The 19,232-nt window shown below is 39.6% G+C and carries 18 protein-coding genes, 1 tRNA gene and 1 riboswitch; of the genes, 14 read left to right on the top strand and 5 right to left on the bottom strand.

Going from position 1 to position 19,232, the window contains the following annotated elements; all coding sequences use genetic code 11:
- Nucleotides 1-153: 153 nt before the first annotated feature.
- Together ACKI5B_RS05495 and ACKI5B_RS05490 are read left to right on the top strand one after the other, a co-directional pair.
- Nucleotides 154-462, top strand: a complete 309-nt coding sequence (locus ACKI5B_RS05495) for a hypothetical protein (RefSeq protein ID WP_407426626.1) — start codon at nucleotides 154-156, stop codon at nucleotides 460-462.
- An 84-nt stretch (nucleotides 463-546) separates the two neighbouring features.
- Nucleotides 547-1,227, top strand: a complete 681-nt coding sequence (locus ACKI5B_RS05490; protein WP_407426624.1) for a tRNA-uridine aminocarboxypropyltransferase — start codon at nucleotides 547-549, stop codon at nucleotides 1,225-1,227.
- On the opposite strand, the gene ACKI5B_RS05485 is transcribed toward ACKI5B_RS05490, so the two are convergent.
- Nucleotides 1,224-2,951, bottom strand: coding sequence for a glycoside hydrolase family 3 protein (locus ACKI5B_RS05485; RefSeq protein WP_407426622.1), 1,728 nt, complete (start codon nucleotides 2,949-2,951; stop codon nucleotides 1,224-1,226). The two genes, ACKI5B_RS05490 and ACKI5B_RS05485, sit on opposite strands and share 4 nt — an antisense overlap.
- Nucleotides 2,952-3,089: 138 nt before the next feature.
- Between ACKI5B_RS05485 and ACKI5B_RS05480 the strand changes: the two genes are divergently transcribed.
- Nucleotides 3,090-3,161, top strand: a tRNA-Cys gene (locus tag ACKI5B_RS05480).
- Between the two features lie 107 nt (nucleotides 3,162-3,268).
- Here the strand turns inward: ACKI5B_RS05480 and ACKI5B_RS05475 are convergent.
- From ACKI5B_RS05475 to ACKI5B_RS05465, 3 genes are read right to left on the bottom strand one after another with little or no spacing between them, the layout of a single operon-like run.
- Entirely contained in the window at nucleotides 3,269-3,802 is a 534-nt protein-coding gene (locus ACKI5B_RS05475; protein WP_407426620.1) for a hypothetical protein, read from the bottom strand.
- A gap of 1 nt (nucleotide 3,803) precedes the next feature.
- The gene (locus tag ACKI5B_RS05470; protein ID WP_407426618.1) at nucleotides 3,804-4,331 is read right to left on the bottom strand and encodes an NUDIX hydrolase; all 528 of its coding nucleotides are present in this window, start codon (nucleotides 4,329-4,331) and stop codon (nucleotides 3,804-3,806) included.
- 12 nt (nucleotides 4,332-4,343) lie between these two features.
- The gene (locus ACKI5B_RS05465) at nucleotides 4,344-5,207 is read right to left on the bottom strand and encodes a GNAT family N-acetyltransferase (RefSeq protein WP_407426616.1); all 864 of its coding nucleotides are present in this window, start codon (nucleotides 5,205-5,207) and stop codon (nucleotides 4,344-4,346) included.
- A 97-nt stretch (nucleotides 5,208-5,304) separates the two neighbouring features.
- On the opposite strand from ACKI5B_RS05465, the gene ACKI5B_RS05460 reads away from it, so the two are divergent.
- Genes ACKI5B_RS05460 through ACKI5B_RS05450 form a run of 3 tightly spaced genes read left to right on the top strand, consistent with a single transcriptional unit; the run spans nucleotide 5,305 to nucleotide 7,673 of the window.
- Nucleotides 5,305-5,835 carry an FKBP-type peptidyl-prolyl cis-trans isomerase gene (locus ACKI5B_RS05460; RefSeq protein WP_407426614.1) on the top strand — a complete coding sequence of 177 codons (531 nt, stop codon included), beginning with the start codon at nucleotides 5,305-5,307 and terminating at the stop codon, nucleotides 5,833-5,835.
- 55 nt (nucleotides 5,836-5,890) lie between these two features.
- Nucleotides 5,891-7,102 carry a THUMP domain-containing class I SAM-dependent RNA methyltransferase gene (locus tag ACKI5B_RS05455; protein ID WP_407426612.1) on the top strand — a complete coding sequence of 404 codons (1,212 nt, stop codon included), beginning with the start codon at nucleotides 5,891-5,893 and terminating at the stop codon, nucleotides 7,100-7,102.
- A complete protein-coding gene (locus ACKI5B_RS05450; RefSeq protein ID WP_407426610.1) occupies nucleotides 7,077-7,673 on the top strand; it encodes a TetR/AcrR family transcriptional regulator in 597 nt (198 codons plus the stop codon). Before ACKI5B_RS05455 ends, ACKI5B_RS05450 begins: the two co-directional genes overlap by 26 nt.
- 91 nt (nucleotides 7,674-7,764) lie before the next feature.
- Here the strand turns inward: ACKI5B_RS05450 and nrdD are convergent, their stop codons facing one another.
- Nucleotides 7,765-9,942, bottom strand: coding sequence for an anaerobic ribonucleoside-triphosphate reductase (gene nrdD, locus ACKI5B_RS05445; protein ID WP_407426608.1), 2,178 nt, complete (start codon nucleotides 9,940-9,942; stop codon nucleotides 7,765-7,767).
- A gap of 295 nt (nucleotides 9,943-10,237) precedes the next feature.
- Between nrdD and ACKI5B_RS05440 the strand changes: the two genes are divergently transcribed.
- The 8 genes from ACKI5B_RS05440 to ACKI5B_RS05405 all read left to right on the top strand — a co-directional run bounded on the left by ACKI5B_RS05440 (nucleotide 10,238) and on the right by ACKI5B_RS05405 (nucleotide 18,875).
- On the top strand, nucleotides 10,238-11,812 hold the full coding sequence (locus ACKI5B_RS05440) for an HAL/PAL/TAL family ammonia-lyase (RefSeq protein ID WP_407426606.1): 1,575 nt from the start codon (nucleotides 10,238-10,240) through the stop codon (nucleotides 11,810-11,812).
- Between the two features lie 71 nt (nucleotides 11,813-11,883).
- Nucleotides 11,884-12,204 carry a hypothetical protein gene (locus tag ACKI5B_RS05435; protein ID WP_407426604.1) on the top strand — a complete coding sequence of 107 codons (321 nt, stop codon included), beginning with the start codon at nucleotides 11,884-11,886 and terminating at the stop codon, nucleotides 12,202-12,204.
- A 37-nt stretch (nucleotides 12,205-12,241) separates the two neighbouring features.
- Entirely contained in the window at nucleotides 12,242-13,084 is an 843-nt protein-coding gene (gene kduI / locus ACKI5B_RS05430) for a 5-dehydro-4-deoxy-D-glucuronate isomerase (protein ID WP_407426602.1), read from the top strand.
- A gap of 69 nt (nucleotides 13,085-13,153) precedes the next feature.
- Nucleotides 13,154-13,250, top strand: a riboswitch (glycine riboswitch).
- A gap of 85 nt (nucleotides 13,251-13,335) precedes the next feature.
- Nucleotides 13,336-14,757 (top strand): alanine/glycine:cation symporter family protein, encoded by a 1,422-nt coding sequence (locus tag ACKI5B_RS05425; protein WP_407426600.1) that lies wholly within the window; start codon nucleotides 13,336-13,338, stop codon nucleotides 14,755-14,757.
- 171 nt (nucleotides 14,758-14,928) lie between these two features.
- Nucleotides 14,929-15,816, top strand: a complete 888-nt coding sequence (locus tag ACKI5B_RS05420) for a 1-acyl-sn-glycerol-3-phosphate acyltransferase (RefSeq protein ID WP_407426598.1) — start codon at nucleotides 14,929-14,931, stop codon at nucleotides 15,814-15,816.
- Between the two features lie 23 nt (nucleotides 15,817-15,839).
- Complete coding sequence (locus tag ACKI5B_RS05415) at nucleotides 15,840-16,472, top strand: adenylate kinase (protein WP_407426596.1); 633 nt, start codon at nucleotides 15,840-15,842, stop codon at nucleotides 16,470-16,472.
- A 115-nt stretch (nucleotides 16,473-16,587) separates the two neighbouring features.
- Nucleotides 16,588-18,690 (top strand): methyl-accepting chemotaxis protein, encoded by a 2,103-nt coding sequence (locus ACKI5B_RS05410; protein ID WP_407426594.1) that lies wholly within the window; start codon nucleotides 16,588-16,590, stop codon nucleotides 18,688-18,690.
- 29 nt (nucleotides 18,691-18,719) lie between these two features.
- Nucleotides 18,720-18,875, top strand: coding sequence for a hypothetical protein (locus tag ACKI5B_RS05405; RefSeq protein WP_407426592.1), 156 nt, complete (start codon nucleotides 18,720-18,722; stop codon nucleotides 18,873-18,875).
- Nucleotides 18,876-19,232: the final 357 nt, after the last annotated feature.

Here is a 19,232-nt window from a genome sequence, read left to right as displayed (position 1 = left end):
TATGGTAGCTGAAATGATTTCTGCAGGAATCAAGACCAATGTCACAAAGGAAATTGAAGAAGCTGGCCAAGTCGGATCGTAGCCATGTCGTTCTGTGAGCCAAGGAGTTGGCTAAGACATTTGTCTTCCTAAGACCGCTTGGCCTCCGACTTTATGGTAGCTGAAATGATTTCTGCAGGAATCAAGACCAATGTCACAAAGGAAATTGAAGAAGCTGGCCGGAAAAAAGTCGAAGAGCTTATTTTAGCTCAGGAAATGACAAATAAACTGATTTTCGAAAATGCTCTTCATATCGATGATTTGTGGATTGTAATTGACGAAAAAAATGTCATTCTCCGTGGAATGACTGCCTTCCATGCAACAGTTGAACGGGCTGAAACAATTCTTGAAAGTGAATATTCAGGCTACAAAGTTGTATCAGAAATCCGCTGTGTTCAGGACAACAGATTCAGTAAAGCATAAACTTCAGGGGCTGTCAAAAAAGGCAGCCCTTTTTCTATAAAACGCCCTCTTTTCATAACTCTGTAAAAAATTTAAAATCTTAATATGCGCACAATATGTTATAAATGCCTCAGACCTACCGAAACCTGCCTGTGTAAGCATGTTCCGCCTTTTGATCCGGGAATTAAATTTGTTTTTCTTATGCATCCAAAAGAAGCTAAACGTAACAGAACAGGCACCGGACGAATCGCTCATGCGGGTCTGATTGACTCTGAAATTTTAATTGGAATTGATTTTACAAAAAATGAACGGCTTTGTGAACTTTTACGCGATGAGCGCTACTACCCTGTGCTTCTCTATCCTGACGAAAACGCATGGAATTCTAAAAAAACAGAATTTAAAAGTGAAATCGGCTCAAAAAAACTTCTTGCCATAATAATTGATTCGACCTGGTTCTGTTCAAAAAAAATGATCCGTGAAAGCAAAAATATTATGGCACTGCCAAAATTAAGCTTTTCAGGAACTTACCGCTCCCTTTATACTTTTAAAAAAGAACCGAGTGAAGAATGTGTTTCAACAATAGAGACCTGTTATTACTTAATCAAAGAAATGCAGGAAGCAGAAATTGTTCCGCAAAATGTAAATCCAGAATGTCTGATGACAGCCTTTAAAGAACTTGTCAAACTCCAGATTCAAAAAGAAAATGACCGTATAGACGGTAAACTTCCGAATTCACATGCAACGGATTATAAATACACAAAAAAGAAAGAAATGCCGGATTTTTAATTCAGTGGTAACTTTCCTTCAGGTTCAAATTCACCTGCTAATGCTCCAAAAAGAGCCTTAAAAGTAAAAGGGGAATAACTGTATCCAAACAGAATTGAATCTGCAAAATCAAATCCGTTTAAAAGTGGAACCGGTGTAAGGGCTGACATAATAATTACACGTTTACCGCATTTTGAAAGTCTTTTTGCTATTTCTGCGCCTTCTTTATTAGGGACATAAAAAATAATTGTGTCATAACTTCCTGCCATATATTCAAGCTGGTTTCCATTCCAGTCGATTCCAACAGGTCCAAGACTGTCAAAATTGATTTTATAGGCAGCAAATTCTCCGTAACGGATTTTTGCCTCATCAAAAAACTGGGATTCGAGCCGGATTTCAGGATTTTCTTTAGATACAGAATCAGCAGGTCCTACAATTAAAAGTTTTTCTCCGTCAGCTTTTTTATATGGAAAAGTTCCTTTTTTATATGCTGTTATTGAACGGCAGGCCTGAGAAAGAAAGAATTTATGCCCGTCTTTATTTGGAATCTGCTCTTTTAAGCGGGAAATTTCCGGGTAAAGCGGAGCTGCATTCCCGCTTTTAAAATATTTCAGTTTATACAGAATTACACGATGTGCAGCTGTTTCAACAATTTTTCTGAAATCAGAATCAGTTTTAATCAGATAAAGATTAAGTGTCCACAATTTTTCATCAAGTTCTGCTGTTCTTGAACTCAAAATAATATCATTTCCGGCATAAATAGCCCGTCTGAATGCTTCTGATGTGTTTCCTGCATAGCCCCAGGCTCCGTTCATCTGCATGTCATCAGTTATAATCAGGCCTTTAAAGCCAAGTTTTTCCCGTAAAATATCATTTAACCATGGACGGGAAAGAGATGCCGGATCTCCGTCAATCCGCGGATAAAGAAGATGACCGCTCATAATTGCCGGCACATTCTGTGAAATTAAATATTTGAAAGGAACTAATTCCCGCTTTTCGGCAGTTTCATAATCTATATAAACTCCGGGAAGTTTTACATGGGAATCAGCACTTGTATCTCCATGTCCCGGAAAATGTTTTGCCGTAGGAATCACACCGGCCGCAATTGAACCGGCAACGAAAGCGGAACCTAACTGTCCGACAAAATCTGCATCTTCACCAAAAGAGCGGGAACTTATAACAGAAGAATCTTTATTTGTATACAGGTCAATTGTCGGCGCAAAATTCATATTGATTCCAAGAGCCTTAATTTCAAGTGAAATATAATATGCGCTGTAATAAGAATCCATTGGATATTGAGAAGCACCTATTGCCATATTGCCTGGAGTTTCAGTCGTGGCACCTTTAACATGCCTGATCCAGCCGCCTTCCTGATCCGTTGCAACAAATAAAGGAATTTTTAAAGGCCGGTTTTGAGAAAGTTCCTGCAGTGCTGTAACAGATTTTGCAACTTTTTCTGTATTATTTGTGTTCCAGCCAAAAACTTTTACACTGCCAAGTCCACGTTCTCCAACCCACTGATTTAATAGTACGCTCGGCTCTTCACCAGCCCAGCCAAACATAAAAATCTGAGAAAGTTTTTCTTCATCACTCATTCTGGACATTAAAAAATCCGCCAGTGCGTCATCAGGATAATCACTCCAGAAATCTGCATTACCAGGAATTGAAGAATCAGATGCCTGACTTTGAGCAGAAATTGAAAATATTGACAAAAAAGTAAAAAACAAAGTAAAAAATTTTTTCATAATAATCAGAAAAGACCGCACAGTCTCTGAAACCGGCGGATTTGGTACATAAAAAATCTGTTTATTTTATCAAAAATCATAAATTCATTCTATCGGACTAGACAAATCTTTTGATTTCAGTTATAGTATCATCACTTTGGCGTCTTACCCAAGTGGTAAGGGACTGGTCTGCAAAACCATCATTGAGCGGTTCGATTCCGCTAGACGCCTTGCAAAGTATGAGTCGCTTTTTTGCGGCTCATTTTTTTGCCTTCCGGACCTTTCTAGCAAAGCTGGGGTTCGTTTTTATATATAGGGAGCGGCGACGCTCCTTTTTTTTATGGTTTTAAATCCGGGGCAAGATTCAGAATTGTTTCAACAGCTTTTGAACGTTCTTCTTCACTTTCAAAAAGAATCAGATGCTCTGCACCGTTTTTTGCAATTACCCTAAGGGTTTTAAAATCAACCTGCGTTGTTTCTTCATCATTTTCGTATGCAAGAGTCGGAAACGAAAGAATATCACTCCACAAAAGTGCACTTGTTCCTGAAACAAGCATATTCTGATAAATTCCGGCTTTTCCAATGCCGCCTGCTTCACGGGCTGCAATTTCAACTGCAAATAAAGCCGCCCCAAGCAGAACAATATTTACAAACCAGCCGTAATTACGAAGCGGAACAATTAAAATCAGAATAAAAGCCATTACAGCAATTGCGGCCCATTTTTTTGATGATTTTACACTAAGCGGCATGATAAGATTTCCGGATTGTGCAAAAATCTTTTTTCGTCTGTAAGGAATTGAACTCAAAATTACAATATATCCGGCTAAAGCTAATCCAAGCATGGAAAAATACAGAATTTGTTCGATTGTCATTTTATCTCCTCATTTTTAACCACAATTCTAAAGTTTTTCTGGCACTTTCAAATGCAAGCGGAACTTCAGCAAGTTCTTTTTCGTTTTGTACAGAAACTTCTGAAAAACCAAGCACTTCACCTTCCTGTGCATGAAGTTCTGCATTTACCGGCAGTTTTGCTTCAAAAAAAACATCACAGGTTTTGTACTGAATGTTTTTATATTCATAAGTATTCGGAAAACTTGCAATATATTTAAGAGAAACCGGTTCGACTCCTGTTTCCTCTTTACATTCACGAAAGCAGGCTTCTTCTAAAGTTTCATCCGGATCTACAAAACCGCCGGGAAAAGCCAGAAACCCTTTACGCGGTTCTTTCGCTCTTTTTTCAAGAAGAATTTTACCTTCCTTTGTTTGAATTAAAAGACCGACAGCACTTGCGACGTTATTGTATAAATCAAAACCGCAGTCACTGCATAACCATTTACGCATTTTTACATTTTGAATATTTTTTGAACCGCATTCTGGACAAAAAGTAAAATCATTTTTCATAATTTTATTCTATCAGTAATAAACAATTTTGTATTCTCCAAACACTTCAAATCCACAGTTTTTATACACATTAAATGCAATGCTGTTTTTGTTCTTCACGAAAAGTACCGGAGTTTTTCTTTCACCCAGAATTTTATCACAGATATTTTTTACAAAAAAACCTGCAATTCCACGGTTTCGGAAAGCTTCATCTGTATAAATTCCTCCAAGCTGAATGCAATTTATACCTTTCGCATTAAATGAAAGTTTAGAAACAAAATTTTTCCCGTCAAGACTCATTGCAAACACATCTCTTGATTTAAGGGCTCTTTGAAGGATAATCCGTGTATTTTTTTCTTTGTACGTGCTTTTATCAACAACAACTTCTTCAAGTTCATATTTTTTCTGAAGCGGAAAAACATTTTCTAAATCCTCTTCAGTACACTGAATAATTCTGTACTGATAGGGAAAATCAATTTTTTTTTGATTTGAATAATATTTCATCAAAGAATAGTCAATCGTAGTTTCCGGCAGAACTCCATATATATTAAAAAAAAATTCTGTCAGAAAATTCGTTCCTGAAGATTCACCGATTATACTGAAAAGATTATTTACCGGATTTTTTTTAAAATGAACTGTTAATTCTGAATGAATTTTATCTGCCTGATTTTTATCAGTGAAATCAAAGCAGTGAAGAATCTGACCGCCGGCAGAATATGAAAAAACTGCAAGGATTTTTTCCTCATTCAACGAATCCGGAATATAAAAGATCTTTGCATCTTTTTTTAAAAATCTTGAAACAAGCGATACACATTTTTCTTCATGGAAAATGAGAAAATTTAAAATCTGAGAGCGTTTTTCTTCAGGAGAAGAATCCAACAGTTCTCTGACAGCCATATTTTATATTATAACAAAATTATGATTTTTTATTTGAATATTTACGCTTTTTTCTATATTTTTATACAAGTAAATTTTATTAAACCATGGAGAAATTATGGAAATCGCATATCAGAAGATGGTAAAAATTCATTACACTTTAAAAGATATTGACGGCAATCAGCTTGATTCATCTGCAGGCGGAGAACCGCTTGAATATATGCATGGAATCGGTTCACTTATTCCAGGTCTTGAACAGGAACTTACCGGGAAAAAACCAGGTGATAAGTTTCATTCAGAAATTGAACCTGCTTTAGGTTACGGCGAATATGATAAAGCACTTGTTGCAGATGTTCCAAGAAGTCAGTTTGATACAGGTGCAGAAATTACTGTCGGACAGCAGTTTCAGGCACAAACCTCAACAGGGCCAATGATTGTAAAAGTCACCAAAATTACCGATGACAAAATCACTGTCGATGGAAATCATGAACTTGCAGGTAAAAAACTTTTCTTCGATGTTGAAGTAGTTGATGTTCGTGATGCAACTGAAGCAGAATTAGAGCCTTTTATTAACGAAGGGGGCTGCGGAGGATGTTCCGGCTGTGGAAGTTCAGGCGGATGCGGCGGATGCTCTGGCTGCGGAGAATAATCAGTTTTCTTTGACACTTTTGACAAAAATGTCATTTTAATATATACTTTGCGGCATGAATAATCTTGTCGCATTGTGTGCCGTAGGTGCAGAAAAAATTTTAGGTAATGAAATCAAATTTTTAGGCTATAAACTGGCCGGAAATGCACCTGGACGTGTTTTCTTTACTGGTGATGATGATTCACTTTTCCGCGCAAATTTATGTCTGCGTACTGCCGACAGGGTTTATCTTGAAATGGCACGGTACAAAGCCGAAGATTTTGATGCACTTTTTGACGGTGTTTATTCGATTAACTGGCAGGATTTTCTAAAAAAAGACTCAAAAGTCACTGTAGATAAAGTCCGGACTTACAAATCAATTTTAAATTCAGAACATGCGGTTCAGGGAATCGTACAAAAAGCTGTTTACAAAAAGCTTGGTGATATCTGGCACATGTCAACTCTCCCGGAAAGCGGAGCTGAAAATGATATAAGGGTTTTTATCACCGAAAATGAAGTTCAGATTTGTCTTGATTTAAGCGGTCTTCCTTTACACAAACGCGGCTACCGCACAGACGGCGGTGTTGCACCAATCCGCGAAACAACGGCTTCTGTTATGCTTCAGCTTATGCTCTGGAGAAGAAAAACACCTCTACATGACCCTTTCTGCGGTTCAGGAACTTTACCAATCGAAGCCTGTCTTTACGCTCACAATGTTGCTCCTGGATTTGGTCGCCGCTTTGCACTGGAAAGCCTTCCCATTTTTAATGCACAGCGTGCTCATGAAATAAAATGTGCTGAAGCCCAGAAAATCCGCACTGATGTTGAATGCCGCATCACAGGAACAGACATTGACCCGTCTGCAATTCAGCGTGCAAGATTAAATGCAGAACATGCCTGCGTTATGGCCGGCCGTGCCCTTCAAATGATTGGAAGCGATCAGAGAATCGAACGCCCGGATTTTGAAACCGCTGATTTTAAGGAACTTCATGCTCCTTATGAAAACGGCCTTTTAATCTGTAATCCTCCTTATGGTGAACGGCTTGGCGAAGAAGAACAGGCAAAAAATCTTTACCGCGAAATGTCTTCCCTTTTCACTGAGTTTCCGAAATGGGAACTTGGAGTAATTACATCTAACAAACATTTTCAGGAATGTATAGGTCATTATGCAAGCGTGTTAAAAGATTTAAAAGCAGGAAATCTGGATACGACTTTCTACATTTACAACGGAACAGAAAAAGCTAAAAACCGGAGTGAAAAAAATGGCAATCGTCGTCGAACACGATAAACGAAAACACGAAATTCTTGAAAAATCACTCGAACTCTTTACCCGTGACGGATATGACGATGTAACTTTCCAGAAAATCGCCGACGCCTGCGGAATCACGCGAACAACTTTATATATTTATTTCAAAAACAAAAAAGAGATTTTTACCTGGAGCATCAAACAGATGACTGATGAACTTGAAGTAAAGCTCATGAAAATTTTAAGCGATAAAAATCTCACAGCGCAGGACTGTCTGCGACGCATAATGTACTGGATTATCGATCTTTGTGAACAGAACCGCCCGCTTTTTAATGTTCTTCTGATTTATCTGATTAACCTTCAGAAAATGGGTACAAATGCCGAAGAACGCGTAAACCGAAGGGTTATCCGGATTAAGCATCTTCTGAGCATGATTATAATTGAAGGCCAGAAACGCGGTGAATTCAATAAAATGCCGGTAAAAACAATTAACAACATGCTTTATTCACTTGTAGAAAGTGCAATTTTTGAAATAGCAGTCTTAAATAAAAAAAATGTTTCTGAAGTTAAGATGAGTATAAATCTTGTAATACAGGGCATTTTAAAAGTTTAGCAGAACCATCAGAAAAAATGCAGAATTTCATATACTGGGCAAAAAAAAATCCGCTGATTTTGAAAATCAACGGATTTTTTATTTTACAGTATTACAGGTGAACCACTCGTTCTTTGATTTCCTGAGTGCGGCCCTGATTCCAGTACTGAGTACCGATGTAACCGCAGGTTCGCCGTGCAACATTCATAGTTGCCTGATCTTTGTTTCCGCAGTTAGGACACTGCCAGATAAGTTTATTGTCACTGTCGGTTACAATCTGGATTTCGCCGGTGTAGCCGCACTTCTGACAGCAGTCAGATTTTGTATTAAGTTCTGCATACATGATGTTCTCGTAAATATGTTTGAGAAGTGTCATAACGGCAGGAATATTGCTTTCCATGTTTGGAACTTCAACATAACTTACAGCACCGCCCGGTGAAAGTTCCTGAAACTGGCTTTCGAATGAAAGTTTTGTGAAAGCATCCATTGTTTCTGTAACATGTACGTGATAACTGTTTGTAATGTAGTTTTTGTCTGTTACGCCCGGAATCTCACCAAAACGCTTTTTAAGGCATTTTGCAAATTTGTATGTGGTTGACTCAAGCGGAGTGCCGTAAAGAGAGAACGCAATGTTTGAAGCAGCTTTCCATTCAGCACACTTTGCATTGAGATGTTTCATGATTTCAAGTGCGAACGGAGTTGCACTTGGATCTGTATGAGGTTTTCCTGTCATGTAGCGTACACATTCACAAAGACCTGCATAACCAAGGGAAATTGTTGAGTAACCTCCGAAAAGAAGTTTGTCAATTTTTTCGCCCTTTTCAAGCCGGGCAAGAGCACCATGCTGCCACAAAATTGGAGCAACATCACTTGGAGTGCCCAAAAGCCGCTGATGACGGCGCATAAGAGCTTTATGACAGAGTTCAAGGCGTTCATCAAGAATTTCCCAGAATGCTTTGTAATCGCCTGCAGAAGAACATGCAGCATCAACAAGATTGATTGTAACAACCCCCTGATTAAAGCGGCCGTAATATTTTGGCTTTCCATTCTGGTCAATATAAGTTGTAAGGAATGACCGGCAGCCCATACATGGATAGCAGTTACCGTTGCCATTGTCGTCAACTTTAAGTTCAAGCATCTTCTTTTCTGAGATGTAATCTGGAACTAAACGGCGGGCTGTACATTTTGCTGCAAGTTCAGTAAGTGCATAGTATTTAGAGCCCGGTTCGATATTATCAGGCTCAAGAACATAAATGAGTTTCGGGAATGCCGGTGTGACCCAGAATCCTTTTTCATTTTTAACACCCTGATAACGCTGCTTGAGCATTTCTTCGATAATCATTGCAAGGTCTGCCTTTTCCTGCTCATTTTTAGCTTCATTAAGATACATGAAAACTGTAATGAACGGAGACTGACCGTTTGTTGTCATGAGTGTGACAACCTGATACTGAATTGTCTGAACGCCGCGAGTAATTTCATCACGGATGCGCATTTCAACAATTTTATTAAACTGTTCTTCACTGAATTTAACACCAGTCTGCTCTTCAACACGTTTTGTTTCACGGCGGAACTTCTGACGGCTTACATCAACAAATGGAGCAAGATGAGCCAGGGAAATTGACTGACCGCCGTACTGAGAAGAAGCAACCTGAGCTATAATCTGAGTTGCAATATTACATGCTGTTGAGAAGGAATGTGGAGTGTCGATTTTTGTTCCAGAAATGACAGTGCCGTTCTGAAGCATGTCTTCAAGGTTAACTAAATCGCAGTTGTGCATGTGCTGTGCAAAGTAATCTGCATCATGGAAATGAAGAATTCCTTCATCATGAGCTTTTACGATATCTTCGTCGAGAAGGAAGCGCTTTGTAATGTCCTTAGAAACTTCGCCGGCCATATAATCGCGCTGAACTGAAACAACTGTGGAGTTTTTGTTGGAATTTTCCTGTTTAACTTCCTCGTTGTTACATTCGAGAAGCGACATAATCTGTGCATCAGTTGAATTTGACTGACGCATAAGGGCGTGCTGATACCGGTAAGTAATGTACTTTTTTGCGATATCGAATGCACCGGCCTTCATGATAGCCTTTTCGACTAAATCCTGAATGGCTTCTACATTCATTTCGTGATTTTCTGCAGCACACTGTTTCTCGATATTCTGAGCGATACTTTCAATTGTAGTACCTGTCAGTCGATCCGACGGTGGAACTTCATTGTTCGCTTTTGAAATAGCCGTAATGATTTTGCTTACATCAAATACGACTTCTTCACCGTTGCGTTTAATAATTTTCATGCCGTTTCCCCTCCAGACATTTTTTATAGATTTTTTTGCAAAAACTACTTGACATTTTTAAATTTCTCATAGTGTTTGCTAATGTAATTATCGGTTAAAATAACACTACCTGTAGCGTTTTTTTTTATTAACTAGGCAAATAATAATTTCAGTATGAATTTATGTCAATCAGTAAACCAAAAGAAAGTCAGTAAAATCAAAAAGATGTCTGTTTTGTCTAAACAAGAGTAAATCTTAAAATCTTTTAACCTCTAATATTTACCATATTATGAAAAAGTTCTAAACTTAAAACATTATGAAAACAATTAACGGAAATGAGCTCACAATAGAAGATGTATGTGATGTAGCTTATAAAAACGAAGAAGTTGCATTGCCTGAAGACAAAACATTCTGGGAAAGAATCGAAAAATCCCGCAAATTCCTTGAAGATTATATTGCCACAGGTGTTCCGACATACGGAGTAACAACTGATTTTGGTGATTCATGTGACAATCAGATTAGTGTTGATAAAGCCGGAGAACTTCAGAGAACAATCTGTACTTACCATGGAATCGGTCTTGGTCCAAAATTTGACCACGAAACAGGTCGTGCAGTAGTTTTAGCGCGCTTAAACGGAAATATAAAAGGCGGTCATTCTGCAATCCGTCCGGAACTTGCAAAAATGATGCTTACACTTCTTAACAAAGATATTATCCCTGTAATTCCACAGCTTGGTTCTGTCGGTGCTTCCGGCGATTTAACACCACTTTCTTATGTTGCAGCTGCAATTATGGGACAGCGCGAAGTCTATTACAAAGGCAAAATCGTTCCCACAATGGAAGCTTTCAATGCTGAAGGAATAAAACCTCTTCCAATCGAAGCAAAAGAAGGTCTTGCTATTATGAACGGCACTTCCGTTATGACGGCAGTTGCAAGCCTTGCATGGAAAAAAGCAGAACGTCTTGCAAAAATTTCGGACTTTTTGACAGCAGTCACTTCAGAAATTACACGCGGAAAAGACACTCCGTTTGTTGCAAAAGTGAGCGAAATTAAAAATCATAAAGGTCAGTCTGAATCAGCAGCTTATGTTTACAATATCATTAAAGATTCAAAACGTGTTTACAAATACGAAGATTTCTTGAAATATCAGATTAATTCTCTCGACGGAAAGGGATTCCGCAAACAGCAGAATAAAATTCAGGACAGATATTCAATCCGCTGTGCACCGCAGATTAACGGTGTATACCGCGATACATTAAGAATTGCCCGCGAATGGATTACAGAAGAATTAAATTCTGCAAACGACAATCCTCTTGTAGACATTGAAGCAGAACGTCTTTACAACACAGGTAACTTTTACGGAGGTCATATCTGCGCTGCCTGCGATTATATGCGGACAGCCCTTGCAAATATTGCAGATTTAAGCGACAAGCAGGCTGAAGTTATAATCGACGGAAAATTCAACGGTCTTACAGAAAACTTAATTCCTTACACGCCTGAAGATCATCCGCGAGCTGGTCTCCGTCTTGGATTTAAAGCTGCGCAGATTACAATTTCTGCAATCCGCGGTGAAGTTGCAACTTACTGTTTCCCGGTTTCTTTAACAAGTGCTCCAACAGAAGCCTTAAATCAGGACAAAGTTTCGATGGGAACAATTTCTGCCCGCAAGTTTGCAGAACAGATTGAGCTTGTTTTCCTTCAGTTTGCAACTCACCTTTTAGCAGCTATGCAGGCAGTAGATCTGGCCGGAAAAACAGCTTTTGCTCCATTTACACAGAAAGTTCATGAAGAAGTCAGAAAAATGAGTGCGTTTGTCGAAGACGACCGCGCTTTAGACAAAGAAGCCACCGCTGTAGCACAGTGGCTTAAAACAACAGAACTGTTTATGTAGAAAAATTAATTATTTTCTGCTAGAATTGTTAATACTTATTTTAAGAATCTTTTTGATTCCAGGAGACCCATATGAAAATTACAAAAAAAATCGCATTGATTGCCGGCGCATTTTTTATGATTTCTGCAGCTGCAGGTTTCGCATCAGGAAAATCTGACACTACAGAAGAAAAAAAAGTCGAAGAAACAAAAAACGAATCTGAATCAAAAAACACAGATGCCTTCACCGAAGCAGGAAAAACAGTCGGTGAAGTAGGCAAAGAAATCGGAAATACCGGAAAAGAAATTGGAAATGCAGGAAAGGAAGCCGGTAAAGAAATCGGAAATGCTGCAAAAGCTTTCGGACAGGGCGTAAAAGAAGCATTCACAGCAGACGATTCTAAAAAGAACTAACCTCTGTAATAAACTCATAACACAAGGAACAAAAAAAATGGATATTCGTTATTCAACAGGAAAAGAGCCGTTCAAAAGAATGACTACAGAAGAAATGCGTGAGGAATTCCTCATCGAAAACATTTTCATCAAAAATGATGTAACAGCAGTTTACAGCCACATCGACCGAATCGTAACTTTGGGCTGTATGCCGGTTGACGAAGTTGTCGCCCTCGACAAAAACATCGACGCAATGAAAGATTTTGGTGTTGATTTCTTCCTTCAGCGCCGTGAGCTTGGCATGATTAACATCGGCGGCGACGGAGTTGTTGTTGCTGACGGCACAACTTACGAAGTAAAACACTATGACGCACTTTATCTTGGAGCAGGTACAAAATCAGTAACACTTGCTTCAAAAGATACTTCAAAACCGGCTAAATTCTACATGAACTCAACACCGGCTCACTGCACATACCCTAGCCGAATCATCACATACGAGCAGGCAAATCACATTCACATGGGTTCTGCTGCCGAATCAAATGACCGCACAATCAACCAGTACATCCACCCGTCTGTTCTCGACACCTGCCAGCTTTCAATGGGCATGACTCACCTCGAAACAGGAAGCGTATGGAACACAATGCCGGCACACACACACGAGCGCCGCATGGAAGTTTATTTCTACTTCGACTTCCCTGAAGACCAGGTTGTATTCCACTTCATGGGTGAACCAAACCAGACACGCCACCTCGTTATGCACAATAACGAAGCCGTAATAAACCCAAGCTGGTCAATCCACTCAGGAGCCGGCACAAGTAACTACACCTTCATCTGGAGCATGGGCGGCGAAAACCGCACCTACACAGACCAGGACTGGATTAGAACTCCTGATTTACGCTAGTAAAAGCACTATAGCCAAAACCCTTTTCTTCCGATATTCTGTATAAGCCGTTTCTTGATTGTGGGTCAAAAGCGGCTCTCTGGAGAGTCCTCACGATGATGTGGGGCGCCGAAGGGTTAAGGCTATTCGAGCTGATATCTCAGGCACAAAGGACAGGGCAAAAGTTCCATTCCTACTCTTTGGAGAGTTTGTTCCATTCTGATTTTTCAGATTCGGGCAAACTCTATTTTATTTTAAACGGGGATTTAAAAATGTTTGACGAAATCCTTAATTCAATTGATGGTGTTGTCTGGGGAATTCCAACCATCGTTCTTATTCTGGCAACGGGCTTGATTTTAACAATTCGTGCCCGCGGTTTACAGTTCACAAAGCTTGGTCGGGCTTTCAAGTCAATCTTCAAAGAAAATGAAGGTCACGGTGAGCTTTCAGGCTTTTCTGCCCTCTGTACAGCTCTTTCTGCAACAATCGGAACAGGTAATATTGTCGGTGTTGCCACAGCTATTGCTGCCGGTGGTCCTGGTGCACTTTTCTGGATGTGGATTGCCGCAGTTTTGGGAACTGCAACAAAATTCGCTGAATGTATGCTTGCAATCAAATACCGCGAAGTAAAAGAAGACGGTCATGTTTTAGGCGGTCCTTTCTATACAATCGAAAAAGGTATGGGAAGCAAATGGAAATGGCTTGCAGTTCTTTTTGCAATTTTTGGAGTTCTTGCAGGTCTTCTTGGTATCGGTACAATGACTCAGATTAACGGTATTACTTCTGCAGTTAATATGGCTTTTGATCCGAATAACGCAAACATTGCTTTTACAATTGGCGAAAATTCATACACATGGGCAACAGTAATCGGCGGCGCTGTCGTTACAATTTGTGCAGCGCTTGTAATTTTGGGAGGCCTAAAACGAATTTCTAAAGTTGCAGAAAAAGTTGTTCCTGCAATGGCAATTATTTATGTTTTCCTTGGCCTTTCAGTTCTTATTATGAATGCAACCCATATTCCGGCTGCATTTGCTCTTATTTTTAAATCTGCCTTTGGATTTACTTCTATTGCAGGTGGTGCCGCAGGCTGGACTGTAAAACAGATTACAGACTCAATGCAGAAAGGTATTGCCCGCGGTATTTTCTCAAACGAAGCAGGTCTTGGTTCTGCTCCAATTGCAGCAGCTCCTGTTCAGACAAACGAACCTGTAGAGCAGGGACTGGTTAACATGACAGGAACTGTAATTGATACACTTATTGTCTGTACAATGACAGGCCTTGCTATCGTAATCGCAATGTGTAACCCTTCTTTCAACTCAGAAGGACTCAAAGGTGTTCAGCTTACAGCGGCAGCCCTTTCGTTCGATCTTGGCGGCGACGGAGTTTCAGTTCAGTTCCTTCTCATGCTCTGTCTTGCTTTCTTTGCTTTTACTACGATTTTGGGCTGGGACTACTATTCAGAAAAATGTCTCGAATATCTTACGAACGGCAGAATGAAACTCGTTTTCATTTATCGTCTCGTTTACATCGCAGCAATTGCAATCGGTCCATATTTCACGGTTAATGCTGTCTTTACGATTGCTGACATCACAAACGGACTTATGGCAATTCCAAACTGTGTTTCACTGATTATTCTGAGCGGTGTTGTTGCTGAAGAAGTAAAAAAATATTTCGCAAAATATCCGACATTGTAACACTCAGAATTTTATAATAAAAAGGGGCTGCTTTTTTGGACAGCCTCTTTTTTTTTGCCATGTCAAATCAGCTGCATGCAAAAAAATTTGCAAAAAAAATTGAAGTTGCTTAATAAGCGTCTTTATCATAAAATAGACAGATAACAAAGTAAATCCAAGACAGAGGAAATTATGGCAGTTTCAATTCGTGAAAAATATGCTGATATGTTTAAATCACTGGCAAATCTTTCCGTAGCGGCAGCAAAAATTGACGAGACAAATGTTTATCAAAAGGAAAATCCACAGACACGCAAATTTATGGATGCACTCGTTGCTGACAATATGGCACCGGGCAGCCGTCTTGAAGGAAAAGAAAATTTCCGTGCATTTTTAGACGCTGTAAAATCAGGAAAGCACGGTCTTATCTTAATGGAACACTATTCAAACACAGATTTACCGGCTCTCTGCTATCTGCTTGAACATGATTTAGGCGAAGAAGGTAAAGATCTTTCAAAACGAATAGTTGCAATCGCAGGAATGAAATTAAATGAAGCAAATCCGCTTGTGCGGGCTTTTGCAGAAAGTTTTACACGTGTTGTAATTTACCCTACCCGCTCTTTAGACAAAGCCGAAGCTAATGCTCAGTCAGAAGAAGAACGTCTTGAAGAAGAAAAGCGCGCCCGTACAATCAATCTGGCTGCTATGCGTGCCATGGACAAATGTAAGCGTGACGGTGAAGTAATTCTTGTTTTCCCAAGCGGAACCCGATACAGACCAGGTCATCCGGAAACAAAGCGCGGACTTAGGGAAATTGACTCATACCTTAGAATGTTCGATGTAATGATTTTAGTTACAATCAACGGAAGTGCACTCACAATCGATATGAATAATCCTGATGATATGCTTGCTGATTTTGTTGAGCCGGCTGTACAGATTTTCGCTTCCAGCCCTGTCATTGACTGCAAACAGTTCAGAAAAGATTACATGGCAACCCTTCCGGCAGATGAAGCTGATCCAAAACAGAAAATGATTGACCATGTAATGGAACTTTTTGACGAACAGCATGAAAAAATTGTATAATCAGTAATTAAGGAGCAAATTAAATGAACTTTATTTTTTTAGGACCACCGGGAGCAGGCAAAGGCACTCTCGCTAAAGAAGTTGCAGCATCTTACGGAATCCCACACATTTCAACAGGCGACATTTTCCGCGAGAACATCAAAAATGGCACTGAGCTTGGCAAAAAAGCAAAGGCTATTATCGATGCAGGCGGTTTAGTCAGCGACGAAATTACAATCGGCCTTGTAAAAGACCGTCTTTCTAAAGATGACACTAAAGCAGGTTATATTCTCGACGGATTTCCGCGCACAATTCCGCAGGCAGAAGCTCTCGAAACTTTTGCAAAAATCGACGCAGCTGTAAACTTTGACATCGAAGACGAAGCTGTAGTTGAACGATTGGGTGGCCGCGTATGCTGTAAAGAATGTGGTCAGATGTTCCACACAAAATTCAATCCTCCAAAAGTTGCAGGAAAATGCGACAAATGTTCAGGTGAACTTTACACACGCGACGACGATAAAACAGAAAGCATCCAGAACCGTCTTAAGGTTTACCGACAGTCTACTGCACCGCTTATTGACTTCTACAAAGGCAAAGGTAACCTTGTCGATGTAGATGCAAAGCCTGCTCCGGAAAAAGTTCTGGCAGAATTCAAAACTAAGTTTCCAAAGAACTAATTAAAACATTCTTTCATTTTACAGGCTGTCTTTTATGGCAGCCTTTTTTATTTTACATTTGTTAAATTTTATCCGATAATATAAGAAGATAGTTTTTGTACATCGGAGGCTTTTTATGGCAGGAAAAATCGAAAACAACAAATGGGCAAATAATAAAAAAGACATTCAAATTGCAACAAAATTAATTGGATTGATTGGTGGTGTTATTCTTTTAAGCTGTGTTGTTGTTGCAGGAGTCAGTCTCATAGTTTTTGACAGAAAACAAGTACGAGCCACAGAAAACCAGCTGGTTCATTCTTCAGACGGGGCATTAAGAGTCATGGAAGACTGGATAGTCACCCTAAAGGCTTATGCGGCTATTTCTTCAGCCAGAGAAGATGTAATCGAAGCCGTTTCTGAACGAGACACATATTCGCTGAAAGAAATCATAGATTATTACACGGAAGAACTTGATTACGAATTCATGGCTTTTACGGATTCAAACGGGCGTGTCATTGCCGGAGGCGAGGACGGAATTCCTGCCGGCAGGGATTTGTCTTCAAGCTATGCTGTCAAAAAAGCTCTTTCCGGCGAAAGCGCCTCTTCCTTTGAGCCAATTCATACATCACTATACGCAGCAGTTTATGCTTATCCAATTAAAAACGATGACAAAATTGTCGGTGCTTCAGTTTTTGTCTACGATATGACGACCGATGATTTTATCGGTCTTATGAAGTCAGGCTACGATGTCGAATGTACGATTTTTTCCAGCGACACGCGTGTAAAATCAACTCTTGAAGGCGTAGAAGGCACTGTCCTTGACAACCGCACTATTGTAAATCAGGTTATTGGAACCGGCGAGCCTTACATAGGTCACAACAAAATCAGGGGCGAAGATTATTATGCAATTTATTCCCCTCTTAAAAATGATGACGGAAGAATTACAGGCATGTTGTTTATTGCAAAGCCACTTGGAGAAATTGAGGCAATCAAATACACCACTCTTAAAATCGTCATTCCTATTGTAATCGGGCTTGCAATTGCACTTATGTTCGTAAGCTGGCTTTTTGTCCGCTGGCTTATGTGGCGTATTTCTAATGTTACAAAGCAGCTTGAAGAAATGGCAACCGGTGAAGCTGATTTAACAAAGCGGGTCACACTGCGCGTAATTGATGAAATCGGCTTTCTTGTAATTAATTTCAATAAATTCTGCGATAAACTTCAGACAATCATCACCGAAACAAAACAGTCAAAAGATGAACTTGCTGTTGCCGGTGAAAGTATGAATGCAAGTACACAGGATACTTCAAGTGCAATCACGCAGATTATTGCAAATATCGACAGCATTTCACATCAGATTACCAATCAAAGTTCAAGTGTTCAGCAGACAGCTGGAGCCGTAGATGAAATTTCGGCAAATATTGATTCGCTTAATCAAATGATTGAAAATCAGTCTTCCGGAGTTACACAGGCAAGTGCAGCCGTCGAACAGATGATTGGAAACATTTCTTCAGTTAATAATTCTGTCGAAAAAATGGCAGATTCCTTTGAAGAACTTGAATCAAATGCAAATACAGGCTTTAAAATGCAGAATGATGTCAATGAACGGATTCTGCAGATTGAAGCACAGAGTGAAATGCTTCAGGATGCAAATATGGCAATTTCAAGCATTGCCGAACAGACAAACTTACTTGCAATGAATGCAGCAATCGAAGCTGCACATGCAGGTGAAGCAGGTAAAGGCTTTGCTGTCGTTGCAGATGAAATCCGTAAACTTTCTGAAACATCTTCTGCACAGTCAAAAACAATCGGTGAACAGCTTACAAAAATTAAATCGCAGATTGGAGAAGTTGTTGCCGCATCAAATGAATCAAGCCGTTCATTCGGTGTAGTTTCTCAGAAAATTCAGGAAACAGACCAGCTTGTCATGCAGATTAAAGCCGCTATGGACGAACAGAATCAGGGCTCACGCCAGATTACCGATGCTCTTAAAACAATGAATGACAGCACAGAAGAAGTTAAAGCTGCTTCAGTTGAAATGTCAAACGGCAACAAAATGATTCTTGAAGAAGTTCAACGGCTGCAGTCTGCAACAACAGAAATGAAAGGCAGCATGGATGAAATGTCAAACGGTGCACGCAAAATAAACGAAACCGGCTCGGCTCTTTCTGATATTTCCGGACAGGTTCAGGATGCAATCGGTAAAATCGGAAATCAAATAGACTTGTTCAAAGTTTAGGGAAAAATATACGGAATTGTGATGCAATCGTGAATGCTGCTAATTCAAGCCTTTCTGGTGGCGGCGGTGTTGATGTTTATCCTCAGAGAGATGCTATTAAGGCTACTCTTGAAACAATAAAATTGCACAGGTGCGATTTTGATGAGGCCTTCGGGCTGAGTGAAGGTCAAAGGAGTCTTCGCTAGTATCACACCCCTTCAGAATGTTGCATTTTTCGCATTATACACCAACTCTTTCCCAAAAACAACACAGATTGCAACAGTAAATTTCAGTTAAAAATTGCGTTTTGTTTAAAGTTTTTGGTTAGAATTTCGACCTTCAGAGTTTTAACCCGTAGGCCGAAATTTACGCTATTTTTACAGTTTTAGATGAGGCCTCAGGGCTGTTGTCCCGGAGATTTTTATACTGTAACGATTTTTTCTCGATTTGATAAATATTCAGAACTTTTACCTTCCTTACTCTCAATAAGAAATCCATCCTTCACTAAAACATCGAGGATTTCTTTTCTAAAATATGTAGATGCTTTTATTCCCAGATAGTCT

The sequence above is a fragment of the Treponema sp. genome (assembly GCF_045657965.1).
Taxonomy (GTDB): Bacteria; Spirochaetota; Spirochaetia; order Treponematales; family Treponemataceae; genus Treponema_D.
This window is presented reverse-complemented; position numbering and strand designations above follow the sequence as displayed.

Coding starts and splice junctions, on each gene's coding strand:
- ACKI5B_RS05495 (WP_407426626.1), top strand. CDS start 154: ATGGTAGCTGAAATGATTTCTGCAGGAATCAAGACCAATGTCACAAAG.
- ACKI5B_RS05440 (WP_407426606.1), top strand. CDS start 10,238: ATGAAAACAATTAACGGAAATGAGCTCACAATAGAAGATGTATGTGAT.
- ACKI5B_RS05435 (WP_407426604.1), top strand. CDS start 11,884: ATGAAAATTACAAAAAAAATCGCATTGATTGCCGGCGCATTTTTTATG.
- ACKI5B_RS05485 (WP_407426622.1), bottom strand. CDS start 2,951: ATGAAAAAATTTTTTACTTTGTTTTTTACTTTTTTGTCAATATTTTCA.
- ACKI5B_RS05465 (WP_407426616.1), bottom strand. CDS start 5,207: ATGGCTGTCAGAGAACTGTTGGATTCTTCTCCTGAAGAAAAACGCTCT.
- kduI (WP_407426602.1), top strand. CDS start 12,242: ATGGATATTCGTTATTCAACAGGAAAAGAGCCGTTCAAAAGAATGACT.
- ACKI5B_RS05425 (WP_407426600.1), top strand. CDS start 13,336: ATGTTTGACGAAATCCTTAATTCAATTGATGGTGTTGTCTGGGGAATT.
- ACKI5B_RS05490 (WP_407426624.1), top strand. CDS start 547: ATGCGCACAATATGTTATAAATGCCTCAGACCTACCGAAACCTGCCTG.
- ACKI5B_RS05460 (WP_407426614.1), top strand. CDS start 5,305: ATGGAAATCGCATATCAGAAGATGGTAAAAATTCATTACACTTTAAAA.
- ACKI5B_RS05455 (WP_407426612.1), top strand. CDS start 5,891: ATGAATAATCTTGTCGCATTGTGTGCCGTAGGTGCAGAAAAAATTTTA.
- ACKI5B_RS05475 (WP_407426620.1), bottom strand. CDS start 3,802: ATGACAATCGAACAAATTCTGTATTTTTCCATGCTTGGATTAGCTTTA.
- ACKI5B_RS05410 (WP_407426594.1), top strand. CDS start 16,588: ATGGCAGGAAAAATCGAAAACAACAAATGGGCAAATAATAAAAAAGAC.
- ACKI5B_RS05415 (WP_407426596.1), top strand. CDS start 15,840: ATGAACTTTATTTTTTTAGGACCACCGGGAGCAGGCAAAGGCACTCTC.
- ACKI5B_RS05420 (WP_407426598.1), top strand. CDS start 14,929: ATGGCAGTTTCAATTCGTGAAAAATATGCTGATATGTTTAAATCACTG.
- ACKI5B_RS05450 (WP_407426610.1), top strand. CDS start 7,077: ATGGCAATCGTCGTCGAACACGATAAACGAAAACACGAAATTCTTGAA.
- nrdD (WP_407426608.1), bottom strand. CDS start 9,942: ATGAAAATTATTAAACGCAACGGTGAAGAAGTCGTATTTGATGTAAGC.
- ACKI5B_RS05470 (WP_407426618.1), bottom strand. CDS start 4,331: ATGAAAAATGATTTTACTTTTTGTCCAGAATGCGGTTCAAAAAATATT.